Below are 13240 nucleotides of genomic sequence, written 5' to 3'. Positions count from 1 at the left end.
CGTGTGCCGGAACGGACCGGTGGCTACTGCTTGGCCGCCGGGGAGTAGTTGTAGACGGGCGGGTACTGGGAGCCGGGCTGCGGTGTCACCTTGACGTCCTTGGCGGTGGCGTACGCGTAGGTGATCACGTTCCAGGGGGCGTCCCAGGCCTGGTCGACGACGTAGGTGTTGAGCTCGCCGAAGAGCTTCTCCCGCTCCGCTCCGGTCGACTGACCGATGCGCGAGATGAGGTCGTCGGACTTCGCGTCCCCGTACTTGAAGGGGTTCCAGGTCGACGTCTTGGTCAGCTGCAGCTGGACCTTGTCCCAGGCGTTGGCCGCGCCGAGCTTGAAGTACGACATCGCGTACTTGCCGGAGAGGATGGAGCTGAAGACCTGGTCGCCGGGCACGTTGTCCAGCTTGACCTTGATGCCGATGTCCTCCAGCGCCTGGTCGAGGGCGGCCTGCTCCTGCGGGAAGAACGAGGACAGGTCCGGCATGGTGACCGTGAAGCCGTGCGGGTAGCCGGCCTCCGCCAGCAGCTTCTTCGCCTTCGCGGGATCGTACGAGTACGTGGTGTCCAGGCCGGCCTGGTAGCCGTCCTCGCCCTTGGCGAACAACTGCGTGGTGGCCGTGCCGAGCCCGGTCTTGGCGGACTTGATGATGGCCTGCTTGTCGAAGGCGTGGTTGAGCGCCTGCCGGACCTTCACCTTGCCCAGGGCGGGCACCTTCTTGCCGGCCCGGTCCCAGATGAACAGGCCCTCGACGTCACCGGACTGGTACGTGGCCACGTTGAGACCCTTGCCCTTGACGGTCTTGACCCGGTTGAGGTTGAGGGTGCCGCCGTTGACCTGCCCGGACAGCAGAGCGTTGGTGCGCGCGGTCGGGTCCGACATGTACTTGATGACGATCTTGTCGTAGGGGAACGCCTTCGCGTTCCAGTAGTCCGCGTTGCGCGTGTAGGTGTACGTCTGGCCGGCCGTGGTCGCCGAGGTGTCCAGCTTGTACGGGCCAGAGCCGACCGGGGTCTTCGGGTCGGTGAGCGCCTTGGGACTGACGATCATGCCGGAGACCTGGCCCAGGGCGGGCAGCAGCGAGGCGCTGGGGTGACTCAGCTTGATCGCCACGGTGTGGGAGTCGACGACGTCGACACCGGTGATGTCCTTGATCTCACCGGCGGCCGAGGCGGTGCCGCTCTTGGTATGCAGCAGGTTCTCCTTGACGGCCTGTGCGTCCAGCGCGGTGCCGTCGGTGAATTTCACGCCGCTGCGCAGCTTCAGCGTCAGGGTCGTCTGAGGCTTGTCGTAGGACCAGGACGTGGCCAGGTTGGGGGTGGCGTCCCCCTTGCTGTCCAGCCGGACCAGGGTGTCGTAGACGGGCTGGTAGTACTGGGCTTCGGGGCCCATGCTGGCCTTGGCCAGGTCCCACGGCGTGGCCGTGACGGACTCGGCGAGGGTCAGCGTCTTGCTGCCGCCGGAGGCCTGGGTGCCGCCGCCGCAGGCGGTCACCGACGCCGTCAGAAGTCCGGCCCCGACCAACACCAATGTCTTGCGCATGATCTCTCCACTTGTCTCATCCCTCAGATTCTGCTGTGTCTGCCGGGGTCACCGCGTTGCCGGACCTCCCCGGGCTGCACCACATGCGCGCCGCGTAACCAGGTCATGGCTACGCGTGCTGCTTCACGGCCCACTCTCCGCAGAGCCGTACGCTTTCCTCCGGCGTCGGCCGGGCTCCCCGGTCGACCTCGATGATCAGCCAGCCGTCGAAGTCCTCGGGCAGCGCGTCGACGAAGCCCTCGATGTCGGCGTTGCCGTGGCCCGGCTCCGACCAGAGCCCGGCCAGTACCGTCTTGCGGTAGTCCCAGCCGGCCTCCCTGGCCCGGGCGGCGAGGCCGAGGTCGAGGTCCTTGATGTGCACGCTCGCGACCCGGTCCGCGTAGTCGCGCACCAGCTGGGCGGGGTCCGCGCCCGCCCAGGCCAGGTGACCCATGTCCGGTCCGAATCCGAGGACCGAGGCGTCGACCGTGTCGAGGATGAAACGGGTCTCCAGTTCGGTCTCGGCCCAGGTGCCCACGTGCGGGTGGAAGGCCGGGGTGATCCCTTCCGCCCGGACGATGCCGGCGATCTCGGCGAGCAGGTCCCGCACCCGCTCCAGCCGGCCCTGCTCGGCCAGGTGCCCGACGGCGGGCCGGGCCACGCGCTCGGCGTCCTTGGCCATCCCCATGGCGAGGAAGACGGTGGGCACGCCGAGTTCCGCGTGCTGTGCGGCGACCCGCGCCGCCGAGTCCCGGAAGCCCTGCCGCTCGCCCTCGTCGTCCGTGAGGCGCACCGGTATGTAGCCGGGCGCGGCGCTGATGCCGTGGTCGGCGAGCTTCGCAGCGTACGCCTTGGGGGTCAGGTCACCGGGAACGGCGCTGTGCAGGGCGGTGATGCCCGCATCGCGGATGGCCGTCAGCTGCTCGTCCAGCGACGGGGCCAGGGACGGGTCGATCCAGCCGTCGGCGCTCGCGACCCACTGGAGGGGGTTGATGGCGAGGCGGTCCTGCCTGATCTTCATGGTCTGCGGTCCTCTCGGAGGGTGGGGCGGGGCGCCGGTCAGAAGGTGGGGCGGGGCGCCGGACGGTCGCAGCTGCTCTGCAGGGCGACGAAACGGTTCTCTCGCTGGGAGGTCTCGAAGCTCTCCAGCACCTCCAGGGTGTGGAAGGCGAACTGCGCGTCGGCGCGGTGCGGTCCGCCGTCGACGGCACCGGCGAGATCGGCGACGCCGAGTCCCCGGCGGTGCTGTTCGGGGGTGTCGACGGCGCCGAAGAGTGCGGTGACCGGGGTGAGGACCTGCCAGTCCTGGTCCCCGTGCCGCTTCAGGCGTACGTCGCCGTCGAAGAAGTTGGGGTTGGGCAGCGCGAGGGTGCCCTCGGTGCCGTAGATCTCGATGCGCGGGAGTTCGGTGTCCCAGACGTCGAAGCTCATCAGGGTGGTGCCGATGGCGCCGGAGGCGAAGGTGAGAGTGGCCGAGGCGTGGGTGGGGACCTCGACGGTGACCTCGTCCACCACCCGCCCGGGGCTGGTGACCTTGCGGACCGGCGCGCCGATGCGGGTGGCGGCCGAGACCTGGGCGACCGGGCCGAGGCAGTTGATGAGCGCGGCCAGGTAGTACGGACCCATGTCGAGCACCGGGCCGCCGCCCGGACTGTAGAAGGCGCGCGGGTCCGGGTGCCAGGTCTCGGAGCGGCTGGAGCGGACGAAGGCGGTGGCGCCCACGGGCTCGCCGATCCGGCCGGTGTCGATCGCGTGCCGGGCCGTCTGCACGGCGCTGCCGAGGAAGGTGTCAGGGGCCGACCCCAGCAGCGCCGTGCCGCGCGAGGCGGCGTCGAGGACCTCGCGGGCCTCGGCGACCGTGGCCGCGAGCGGCTTCTCGACGTAGACGTGCTTGCCGGCCTCCAGCGCGGCGATGACGGTCTTGGCGTGGAACTGCGGCGGGGTGATGTTGACGACGATCTCGACGGAGTCGTCGGCCAGCAGTTCCTCGCCGTCACCCCAGGCCGGGACGGCGTACTCGGCCGCGGCCGCCCGGGCGCGGGCCGTGTCGACGTCGGCCACCCGGACCACCTCGAGCTCCGGGATGGTGCACAGTCCCTCGACGTAGCGGCCGAAGATGTTGCCGGCACCGAGGATCCCGATGCGGTGCCGTGCCTGCTGCTGAGCCATGGGACTCCTGTGGTCCGTGAGGGATTGACGATGTGCCGTGTGGATGGGCCCACTCGGGCGACGACCGATCGGACCGGGGCACTCGTCGGCGCTCCGCCCGAAGGCGACCGCGGGCTGAACGCCGCGTTGCGGATCACCATCGTTTAGTTCGCAAGCAAGGCACAAGAGGAGTCATTTAATTTTTTTCAAGGCCTAAATACGATCGAATTCCGGGAGCATGTCCGCTTAGATCCTTAATCGTCGCCAGGCAGGCCATGACTCTTGACGGGCCTAAAGCAACCGCATTACGTTCACGTGAATGCATAAAGATGAGAGTCGTCCTGATGACGCGGTGGGCAGCATGGCGGTGCCTCTCGCGCTGCGGCGGGTGCTGGGGCTGGTGGTGTCCGGCGCCGCGACCAACCGGGCCGAGATCGCCCGGCGCAGCGGTCTGGCCCGGTCGACCGTGGGACAGCAGGTGGACCATCTGGTCGGCACCGGGATCCTGGAGGAGGTCGAGTCCAGACGGTCCGTGCGCGGTCGGCCCCCTCGGGTGCTGGAGATCAGTTCGCAGGCCGGAACCGTCGCCGTCGTCGACGTCGACAGCGCGGAGTCGCAGGTTGCGATCGCCGATCTCAGCCGCCGAGTGATCGCGCGGGACACCGTGGCCGTCCCGATCGGCTCAGGACCCCGGCCGGTGCTGGACGCGGTGACCGGCAAGCTGCAGGAACTCCTGGAGAAGCACCGTCGCGATCCCGCGCGGGTGCGTGAGGTGGTCGTCGGCCTGCCCGGCCCGGTCGACTTCGAGCAGGGGTGCTCGGTGCAGCCGACGGGCATGCCCGGATGGGACGGTTACCCGGTCGCCGAGCACCTCCGGGGGCGCTTCGGCGCCCCGGTCGTCGTCGACAACGACGTCAACATGATGGCGCTCGGCGAGGTCACCCAGGCGGGCATGGAGACACCGCTGCTGTGCATCAAGATCGCCGGCGGGATCGGGTCGGGCCTCATCACGGCGAGCGGTGCCGTCTACCGCGGCGCCGACGGGGCCGCCGGCGACATCGGCCACATCCGGGCCCCCGGCGGCGGCAACGTCCTGTGCGGGTGCGGGAACGTCGGCTGCGTCGGCGCGATCGCCTCCCACCGGGCCGTGCTGCGCGGCCTGGGCATCCCCGAGTCGACCGACGAGGACCCGCTGTACGGGACCCGTGAACTCGCCCGGCGCATCGCCGACAGCGACCCGACCGCGCTGCACGCCGTGCGTCAGGCCGCCACCGAGATCGGCGAGGTGGTGGCGATGCTCGTCCACATGTTCAATCCGCGCACCCTGGTCCTGTCCGGCCCGCTCAGCGAACTCCGCGACGACCTGGTCTCCGCCGTACGAGCCGCGGTGTACCAGCGCGCCCTCCCGCTGGCCACCCGCAAACTGACCATCACCGCGACCCAGCTCAAGGGCGCCTCCGGCCTCCACGGCGGCATCGCACTCGCCACCCAGGACGTGTTCAGCCCCGCCGGAATCGCCAGACTCCTGGGCGACGAGCCACGACTCGAAGGTTCGCCGGGTTGATGGTGACTTCTTGCTTCCCTCCAGTGCTTGTGGTGGACGGCGAGCTGTCGCCGGTCGCGATCCGGCCACTCGGAACGCTCGGCCACCTGCGCGGCCTTGGTACCGGCGTCTCGGCCTGGACCTGGTTCGCGGCACCAGGCACCGGACCGCCGACAGCATGGTCCTCACCTTTGCGAAGCGGGAATCCTGGCGCACTCCGCTCTTTGCCGCGCTGCCGACACCGCCCGCGTCGACGGCATCAGCCAACCCGGCCTGACCACGGAACAGCAACGGCCCAAGACTCCCGCAGCAGCCACGACGTCACACCTGACCAGCACAGACCCGCACAAGAGGTTCGGACGGAGAACAGCGCTTGAAGACTGATGGCGAGGTGGGAGGCGTGCATGGGCCGCTCCCACCTCTGCGGTTGATCAGGGCTGGACAGGCATGCTGGAGCAGTTGGAGGTGGTCGTCTTGCCGGCGAGCCGGTCGGTCAGCCAGTCGATCGCGTCGCTCTGGTCGGTGAGGAGCGGGGCGAAGTGGTTGAGGAGCGCGCTGAAGAGATTCGGCAGTGTGACGGCCTTGTAGGTGACATCGCCTCCCTTGTGGCACCAGTCGACGGCGAGTTGCCGCGCCTGGGCGTGCGGAACGAGGTTGTCGCTGACGCCGGTTGCGATACGGACGGGCCCGGACGGTTCGAGGGTGCCGATGCGCTGGCTGTCCAGGAACGACTGGAGCGCGGGCGTACCGGCGATGATGTCGCTGATGGACCGCCCGTCGGTCGTCCACTTGGTGCTCTTCGAGTAGGCGTAGCCGAAGATCGCGTCTCCGACGCACATGGTCGACAGATCGGCGAGGGCGGCCTTGCCGGCGGCGTTGAGATGCGCCTCGGCGATCGGCTTCAGCGCGGGGTCGGACTGGAGGAAGCCGTTGAGTGACCAGCCCAGCGCGCCGGCCAGTTCGCTTCCGTCGATGGCCTTGGTGACCGAGGTCAGATCAGCGGGAGGAGCGCCTGCGTAGGTGCCGGCGAGCGTGACGTCGGGGGCGTACGACGCCTGGAGTTCGGCTGCGGCGGCGGTCGCCCCGCCGCCCTGGCTGTAGCCGAACAGCCCCACCCGGGACGCCTTGGTGACGGAGGCTCCGGCGACCGAGCGGGCGGCGCGGACGGCGTCCAGCACCGCGTGCCCCTCGTCGACGCGGTTGACGTAGGTGTGCAGCCGGTCGGTCACGCCGAGGCCGACATAGTCGGTGACGACCACGGCGATGCCCTTCGCGAGCAGACGGTAGATCGCGAGGTCCTCGTAACCGACGGAAACCGTCTGGCCGTTGACCGTCAGGGGATGTTCGAGCCCCAGAGAAGCGGCGCACTGGTCGCCCTGCCCCATGGTGCCGGGCGCCACCACGACCAGGGGGCGTGCCCCGCCGCCCCGCCATGCGGCGGCCGGTTCGATATAGGCGCCGGTCACGGCCACCGGCTGACCGGCCGAGTCCGTGGACTTGTACATCAGACGGGTCGCGCTGCCGGGGAGCGACCCTTCGAGGCCGGGCAGGCTGAGGGCGAGTGTGAGCGGCTCGCTGCGGATCAGGGTGCCGTCGGCGCTGGGCAGGTCGGTGGGCGGGTTGTAGAACGCGGGGATGGTGACTCCCCTGGAGACCACCTCGTCCGCCGCCGATGCGGGGAAGGACGACAGGGCCTGGACGCCCAGGCAGGCGGCAGCGGTGACTGCTGCGGCCAGAAGTCGTCTGCGTGCGGGCATGGCAAACCTCCTGTGAAGCGGCTGGCAGTGAGGTGCACAGGGAAGCGGCAATGAAACGCGGCCGTCCCATGGCGCGTTCATGCCGCTCGGTGGCGGTTCGCCAGAACCTTACGCGCGAGTAAGTTACTCGTGATAGCAGCCGCTGGGTTACGGTTCAGTAATTTGACGGCATGTCTAACTCCACCTGCACAGCCTCGCCGCTCAGGAGCACCATCGCGTCATGGCCCGGCGTGCCCGGTTCGGCGTAGAACGCCACCAGAAACCGGCCGTTGGTGCCGTTCAGCGTCATTCCCTGGAATCCGAGGGTGAGGTCGGGTCCGTCCGGATCGGTGGTCTCCGCCCCCCGCTCCAGCCGTGCGCGGACGGCTTCGTCGGTGGGTCACGGACGGAAGGCAGCGGGCCCCCGAGCCGACTCTCCACCCGCCGTCCTGCGTCCCCGGCAGGCTGCCCTCGGACAGCAGCCGGGCACCGGGCCAGATTGTGTCAGCGTCGGCGCTGGTCGGCTCGCAGGTCGAAGTCGCCGTAGCTGTTGTCGGCGGGGTTGACGGTCACCCCGGGTGCCACGATCTCGTCGATGCCGTCAAGGACGTCGGACGAGAGGGTGACGTCGGCGGCGGGCAGGAACGCCTCCAACTGCTCCATGGTGCGCGGTCCGATGATCGCCGAGGTGACACCCGGGTGATTGATGACGAAGGCGACGGCCAGCTCGATCAGGGTGAGGCCGGCCTTCTCCGCCAAGAGCGCCAGCTGTTCGACGGCGTCCAGCTTGCGCTGGTTGGCCGGGCTGGTCATGTCGAAGCGGGCGGCGGGGCGCGCCGCGGAGGCCGGACCGGAGGTGTTGTCCTTGCGGTAGCGGCCCGAGAGCCACCCCCCGGCCAGGGGGCTGTAGGTCAGGGTGCCCATGCCGTGGCGCCGCACGGTGGGCAGGACGTCCTCCTCGATGCCACGGACCAGGATCGAGTACGGCGGCTGCTCGGTCACGAACCGCTCCAGACGCCGCTCCCGGGAGACCCACTGGGCCTCGACGATCTGGGAGCCGGCGTAGGACGAGGAGCCGATGTAGCGGACCTTGCCCTGGTGCACGAGGTCGGAGAGGGCACCGAGGGTCTCGTCGACGTCGGTGTCCGGGCTGGGGCGGTGAACCTGGTAGAGGTCGATGTGATCGGTGCCCAGACGCCGCAGGGAGTTCTCGACCGCGCGCATGATCCAGCGCCGCGAGCCCCCGCGCTGGTTGGGGTCGTCCTGGCCCATCGGCATGAAGAACTTGGTCGCGAGGAACACGTCCTCGCGACGGTCCTTGAGTGCCTTGCCGACGATCTCCTCCGAGACACCGCCGGAGTAGACGTCGGCGGTGTCGACGAAGTTGATGCCCGCGTCGAGGGCGCGGTGGATGATCCGTACGGAGTCGGCCTCGTCCTCGTTGCCCCAGGGGCCGAACATCATCGCACCCAGGCAGAGCGGGCTGACCTGGACGCCGGTGCGGCCGAGCGGTCGGTACTGCATGAAGCTGTTCTCCTCGTTCGGGTGGTCAGTCGTTCCCCGGTCAGTCGTTCCCCGGTCAGTCGTTCCCCGGTCGGTCGTTCCCCGAGGGGACGACCGTGCCGGTGCTCGCCCAGCTGGCGAGGAGGCCGAGTGCCTCCCGCTCTCGCGAGTCCGGCTCGGGGGTGTAGAAGTTGAGTCGCAGGCCGGGGTCGGACGGCAGGTCCATCGCCTCGTAGGGCAGCGCGAGATCACCGACCAGCGGATGGTGCAGGTTCTTCACGCCGGAGCGGTGGAACTTTACGTCGTGGCGTGCCCACCGGCGGGCGAAGTCGTCGCTCCTGGTCGTCAGCTCTCCGACCAGATCGGTCAGCGCCTTGTCGTGGGGCGCCCGGCCCGTCTCGGTGCGCAGGAAGGCCACCGCGTCGTCGGCGCCCTTGTCCCAGTCGACCCAGAAATCCCTGCTCGCGGGGTCCAGGAACATGAAACGAGCGGTGTTGACCGGCCCGCGCTGGGCGAAGAGCGGGGAGTCGAAGACCGGTGCGTACAGCGCCCGGCCCAGCGCATTGGCGGCCAGGACGTCGAACCGGGCGTTGCGTACGTACGCCGGCACGTCGGCCATGGAGTCGAGCAGCCGCAGGATCGTGGGCCGCACGCGAGACGCGGTCACCATCGGCCGCCTGCCCGACGGGGTCGCCGCGCGGGCCAGGTCGTAGAGGTGGGTGCGTTCGGCCTCGTCGAGTTGCAGTGCGTGCGCGAGGGCTTCGAGCACCGAGTCGGAGGCGCCGCTGAGATTCCCGCGCTCCAGCCGGACGTAGTAGTCCACGCTCATGCCCGCCAGCAGAGCGACCTCTTCGCGGCGCAGACCCGCGACCCGGCGGTTCCCGCCGTAGACCGGCAGCCCGGCCCGCTCCGGGGTGACGCGCGCCCGTCGGGTGCTCAGGAACTCCCGCACCTCGGCGGCCAGGTTCTTCTTGTCGCTGTCGGCCATGGTCAGACCCCGGGAGCTTGTTCCGCGACGCCGTCGGCGGGCATGACCCTGGCCCAGCCGGCGTCGGGCGCGGAGTGGGTGAGGGCTTCGGTGGCGGCCAGGGGCACGGGGACCTCCTCTTGATCGGGCGGCGTGGATCTGCGCCGGCCACTTCACCGTAGGTCCGTCGCCGAGCGCGTGCGAGGTACTGCCATTACCTGGAACAGCAGTGACTCCCACCTGTGCGGCTGCGCGCGGTTCTCTGAGGAAGGCCGAGGACCGCGAGTCCGAAATGGGCCCGAACCCGAAACCGACCTGAAGGAACACCGTGCGCGCAGCACTCATGTACAAAGCCGGCGACGTCCGCGTCGGGCATGTCGCCGACCCGTCCCTCAAGGAAGCCACCGACGCGCTGGTCCGCATCACCACGGCCTGCGTGTGCGGCAGCGACCTGCACCCCTACCGCTCCATGTCCGGCTCCGACGGCCCCGTCCGCATGGGCCACGAGTTCATCGGCGTGGTCGAGGACACCGGCAGCCAAGTCAGGACGGTGCAGAAGGGGGACCTCGTCGTCGCTCCGTTCGCCTACTCGGACGGCACCTGCGCCTACTGCCGGGCCGGGCTGCAGACCTCCTGCGAGCACGGCGGCTTCTGGGCCAGGAACGGCATCGACGGCGGTCAGGGCGAAGCGGCCCGCGTGCCGCTGGCCGACGGCACCCTCGTGAAGCTGCCGGTCGGCGCCGACGACGCGCTCGTCCCGTCCCTGCTCACCCTGTCCGACGTGCTCGGCACCGGCCATCACGCCGCCGTCCGCGGCGGCGTGCGGCGCGGCAGCACGGTCACGGTGATCGGGGACGGCGCCGTCGGTCTGCTCGCCGTGCTCGCCGCCAAACGGCTCGGCGCCGAGCAGATCGTCCTCATGGGCCGACACCGGGCCCGTACCGACCTCGGCCGGGCGTTCGGCGCGACCGACGTCGTCGCCGAGCGCGGCGGCGAAGGCATCGAGAAGGTACGCGAGCTCACCCGCGGCGGCAGCCCGATCGTCCTCGAAGCCGTCGGGCACCGTCCCGCCTACGAGCAGGCGTACGGCGTGGTCAGCCCCGGCGGCACCATCAGCCGCGTGGGCGTGCCCCAGTACGAAGAGGCCCCGGTCGGCTTCGGCAGCCTCTTCGGCCCCAACATCACCCTGACCGGAGGCCCCGCCCCGGCCCGCGCCTACATCGACGAGCTTCTCCCCGACGTCCTGGAAGGCCGTATCGAACCGGGCCGGGTCTTCGACCGCACCGTCGGTCTCGACGAGGTCGCCGAGGGCTACCGGGCCATGGACGCACGCCAGGCCCTCAAGGTGCTGGTACGGCCGTGAACAGGCACCCTTTGATCAGCACGGTGGACGCTTCCGCGCGCCTCGGCTGCACCCCGTCCGCCGTCCGGGCGATCACCGGAACCGACGCCGGGAAGCCGACGATGAGGCCGGTGACGCGATGACCACCACCGCGCAGGGCGCGCCGGTACCCGCGACGGAGCGATCGAGCGGAGCTCCGGTCCACGCGACGCTGATCCTCGCGATCATCTGCGTCAGCTACTTCATGGTCGTCCTCGACAACTCGATCGTCTTCACCGGGCTGCCGCAGATCCGCTCCGACATGGGGTTCTCCGAGACCGGCCTGTCCTGGATCACCAACGCCTACGTCCTGGTGTTCGGCGGACTGCTGCTGTTGGGAGCCCGGGCCGGTGACCTGTTCGGTCATCGCAGGGTGTTCCTGTTCTCCCTGGTCGTCTTCTCGCTGACCTCGCTGCTGGTGGGCGCGGCGCAGACCCAGTGGTGGCTGATCGGCGCCCGGGCGCTCCAGGGCATCGGCGCCGCGGTCCTGGCCCCCTCCGCCTTGTCCCTGCTCACGCGCAGCTTCGCAGAGGGCCGGGCCCGCAACCGGGCGATGGCCGCCTACAGTGCTGTCGCCGGTCTCGGCGCCGCCGTCGGCCTGGTCGTCGGAGGGCTGGTCGCCGACCTGGTCTCGTGGCGCGCCGGGTTCTTCCTCAACGTCCCGATCGGCATCGTGATGACGGTGCCGGCGGCACGGTTCCTGCACGAGACCGAGCGCCGTCAGGGCCGCTTCGACGTGGCCGGGGCACTGCTGGCGACGCTGGGCTCCACCGCACTGGTTCTCGGCATCGTGGACGCCGCCGACTTCGGCTGGACCGCTCCCGCCACCCTGATACCGCTCGTGGCCGGCGTGGTGATGCTCGGGCTGTTCGTCCGGGTGGAGCGGCGGGCCGCACAGCCGATCGTGCCGCTGCGGCTTTTCGCCAGCCGGGCACGAAGCGGTGCCTACCTCACCCGAATGCTCTACATGGGCGCGATGATGGGCTTTTTCTTCTTCACCGCGCAGTTCGTGCAGAGCGTCTACCACTGGACACCTCTGCAGGCCGGCCTCTCCTTCCTGCCGATGACGCTGGTCAACTTCGTGCTCGCCGTCCAGGTGCCCCGGCTGCTGGAACGGGTCGGCAGGCCGCTGGTGCTCCTGACCGGGGTTGCCCTGACCACGGTGGGCATGGCCTGGCTCAGCCGCCTCGGCCTGCACACCTCCTACCCGACGGGCGTGGCGCTGCCGATGGTGCTCATCGGCGCGGGCCAGGGCCTGGCGCTGGCCCCGCTGACCTCCAGCGGCGTCGACGGCGTCACCCCCGCCGACGCGGGAGCCGGCGCGGGCCTGGTCAACACCGTGCACCAGATCGGCAGCGCGCTGAGCCTGAGCATCCTGACCGCCATCGCCGCCGCTGTCTCCACCGGCCACACGGCCGCCGACACAGCGGCCCGCTCGGGCACCGCCCTGACCGGCTCCACCGTCCTGCTCGCGCTGGCGGTCGTGACCGTCCTCACCCTCATCGTGCCCGCACGGGCCACCCGCGACGAAAGGTCCCTGTGATGCAGACCCTCACCCTCAACAACGGCGTCGAGATGCCCGCCCTCGGACTCGGTGTCTTCCAGACCCCGCCCGCCGAGACCACGGCAGCCGTCAGGTCCGCGCTCGACCTCGGCTACCGGCACCTCGACACCGCCGCCGCCTACGGCAACGAGCGCGAGGTGGGCCAGGCCGTCCGCGACTCCGGGGTACCTCGCGAGGACGTCTTCATCGAGACCAAGATCTGGATCAGCGACTACGGGTACGACGAGACCCTGCACGCCTTCGACAAGAGCGCCGCCAAGCTCGGCGTCGACCGGATCGACCTGCTGATCCTGCACCAGGCGCTGCCCTCCGGCTTCGACCGGACCCTCGCCGCCTACCGCGCCCTGGAGAAGCTCCTGGCCGACGGCAAGGTCCGCGCCATCGGCGTCAGCAACTTCATGGCCGGCCACCTGACCACACTGCTCGACGTCACCTCCGTCGTCCCCGCGGTCAACCAGCTGGAGATCCACCCCTACTTCCAGCAGCGCGCCGTACTCGACTTCGACGACCGGCACGGCATCGTCAACCAGGCGTGGTCCCCCATCGGCGGGATCACCTTCTACCCGGGCTACGGCGAGGACCGCAAGAGCGTCCTCCAGGATCCCGCCGTCACCCGCATCGCCGAGGCGCACGGCAAGAGCCCCGCCCAGGTGCTGCTGCGCTGGGGTATCCAGCAGGGCCGCTCGGTCATCCCCAAGTCCACCAGGCGCGCACGCATCGCCGAGAACATCGACGTCTTCGACTTCGAGCTCACCGCCGAGGAGCTCACCGCCCTCGACGCGCTGGAGACCGGCCGCCGCGGCGGCCCCGAGCCCGAGAACGTCACCCTCGCCGCCTACGGCCGCGCCATCCCCGAAGCCTGACCCGACCGTCCAGAACCACCG

11 protein-coding genes are annotated in these 13240 nt (G+C 70.1%); 4 read left to right on the top strand and 7 right to left on the bottom strand.

Translation table 11 applies throughout. The features are described 5' to 3' along the window. Window positions 1–23: 23 nt before the first annotated feature. From ACFWPS_RS31235 to ACFWPS_RS31225, 3 genes are all read right to left on the bottom strand, one after another. Window positions 24–1535, bottom strand: a complete 1512-nt coding sequence (locus tag ACFWPS_RS31235) for an ABC transporter substrate-binding protein (RefSeq protein WP_383710930.1) — start codon at window positions 1533–1535, stop codon at window positions 24–26. 109 nt (window positions 1536–1644) lie between these two features. Next, window positions 1645–2535, bottom strand: coding sequence for a sugar phosphate isomerase/epimerase family protein (locus tag ACFWPS_RS31230; protein ID WP_383710927.1), 891 nt, complete (start codon window positions 2533–2535; stop codon window positions 1645–1647). A gap of 38 nt (window positions 2536–2573) precedes the next feature. Further along, window positions 2574–3683 (bottom strand): Gfo/Idh/MocA family protein, encoded by a 1110-nt coding sequence (locus tag ACFWPS_RS31225; RefSeq protein ID WP_383710924.1) that lies wholly within the window; start codon window positions 3681–3683, stop codon window positions 2574–2576. 340 nt (window positions 3684–4023) lie between these two features. Between ACFWPS_RS31225 and ACFWPS_RS31220 the strand changes: the two genes are divergently transcribed. Continuing rightward, complete coding sequence (locus ACFWPS_RS31220) at window positions 4024–5226, top strand: ROK family protein (RefSeq protein WP_383710922.1); 1203 nt, start codon at window positions 4024–4026, stop codon at window positions 5224–5226. 410 nt (window positions 5227–5636) lie between these two features. Here ACFWPS_RS31220 and ACFWPS_RS31215 read toward each other — a convergent pair whose 3' ends face one another. From ACFWPS_RS31215 to ACFWPS_RS31200, 4 genes are all read right to left on the bottom strand, one after another. Next, window positions 5637–6962, bottom strand: a complete 1326-nt coding sequence (locus tag ACFWPS_RS31215) for a lipase family protein (protein WP_383710919.1) — start codon at window positions 6960–6962, stop codon at window positions 5637–5639. 154 nt (window positions 6963–7116) lie between these two features. Then, entirely contained in the window at window positions 7117–7251 is a 135-nt protein-coding gene (locus tag ACFWPS_RS31210; RefSeq protein WP_383710916.1) for a hypothetical protein, read from the bottom strand. 194 nt (window positions 7252–7445) lie between these two features. Next, window positions 7446–8465, bottom strand: coding sequence for an aldo/keto reductase (locus ACFWPS_RS31205; RefSeq protein WP_383710914.1), 1020 nt, complete (start codon window positions 8463–8465; stop codon window positions 7446–7448). A 55-nt stretch (window positions 8466–8520) separates the two neighbouring features. Then, on the bottom strand, window positions 8521–9432 hold the full coding sequence (locus ACFWPS_RS31200) for a helix-turn-helix transcriptional regulator (protein ID WP_383710912.1): 912 nt from the start codon (window positions 9430–9432) through the stop codon (window positions 8521–8523). 307 nt (window positions 9433–9739) lie between these two features. On the opposite strand from ACFWPS_RS31200, the gene ACFWPS_RS31195 reads away from it, so the two are divergent. From ACFWPS_RS31195 to ACFWPS_RS31185, 3 genes are all read left to right on the top strand, one after another. Continuing rightward, window positions 9740–10774, top strand: a complete 1035-nt coding sequence (locus ACFWPS_RS31195) for an alcohol dehydrogenase catalytic domain-containing protein (RefSeq protein WP_383710909.1) — start codon at window positions 9740–9742, stop codon at window positions 10772–10774. A 118-nt stretch (window positions 10775–10892) separates the two neighbouring features. Then, window positions 10893–12335: an MFS transporter gene (locus ACFWPS_RS31190; protein ID WP_383710907.1), complete on the top strand. Its 1443-nt coding sequence runs from the start codon at window positions 10893–10895 to the stop codon at window positions 12333–12335. Next, window positions 12335–13219 carry an aldo/keto reductase gene (locus ACFWPS_RS31185; RefSeq protein ID WP_383710904.1) on the top strand — a complete coding sequence of 295 codons (885 nt, stop codon included), beginning with the start codon at window positions 12335–12337 and terminating at the stop codon, window positions 13217–13219. Before ACFWPS_RS31190 ends, ACFWPS_RS31185 begins: the two co-directional genes overlap by 1 nt. Window positions 13220–13240: the final 21 nt, after the last annotated feature.

The organism is Streptomyces sp. NPDC058457 (assembly GCF_042720695.1).
In the GTDB taxonomy this organism is placed as follows: Bacteria; Actinomycetota; Actinomycetes; order Streptomycetales; family Streptomycetaceae; genus Streptomyces.
This window is presented reverse-complemented; position numbering and strand designations above follow the sequence as displayed.

What these genes read in the sequence shown, in the direction of transcription:
- ACFWPS_RS31235 (WP_383710930.1), bottom strand. Translation starts at nt 1,535, where the DNA reads ATGCGCAAGACATTGGTGTTGGTCGGGGCCGGACTTCTGACGGCGTCG.
- ACFWPS_RS31230 (WP_383710927.1), bottom strand. Translation starts at nt 2,535, where the DNA reads ATGAAGATCAGGCAGGACCGCCTCGCCATCAACCCCCTCCAGTGGGTC.
- ACFWPS_RS31225 (WP_383710924.1), bottom strand. Translation starts at nt 3,683, where the DNA reads ATGGCTCAGCAGCAGGCACGGCACCGCATCGGGATCCTCGGTGCCGGC.
- ACFWPS_RS31220 (WP_383710922.1), top strand. Translation starts at nt 4,024, where the DNA reads ATGGCGGTGCCTCTCGCGCTGCGGCGGGTGCTGGGGCTGGTGGTGTCC.
- ACFWPS_RS31215 (WP_383710919.1), bottom strand. Translation starts at nt 6,962, where the DNA reads ATGCCCGCACGCAGACGACTTCTGGCCGCAGCAGTCACCGCTGCCGCC.
- ACFWPS_RS31210 (WP_383710916.1), bottom strand. Translation starts at nt 7,251, where the DNA reads ATGACGCTGAACGGCACCAACGGCCGGTTTCTGGTGGCGTTCTACGCC.
- ACFWPS_RS31205 (WP_383710914.1), bottom strand. Translation starts at nt 8,465, where the DNA reads ATGCAGTACCGACCGCTCGGCCGCACCGGCGTCCAGGTCAGCCCGCTC.
- ACFWPS_RS31200 (WP_383710912.1), bottom strand. Translation starts at nt 9,432, where the DNA reads ATGGCCGACAGCGACAAGAAGAACCTGGCCGCCGAGGTGCGGGAGTTC.
- ACFWPS_RS31190 (WP_383710907.1), top strand. Translation starts at nt 10,893, where the DNA reads ATGACCACCACCGCGCAGGGCGCGCCGGTACCCGCGACGGAGCGATCG.
- ACFWPS_RS31185 (WP_383710904.1), top strand. Translation starts at nt 12,335, where the DNA reads ATGCAGACCCTCACCCTCAACAACGGCGTCGAGATGCCCGCCCTCGGA.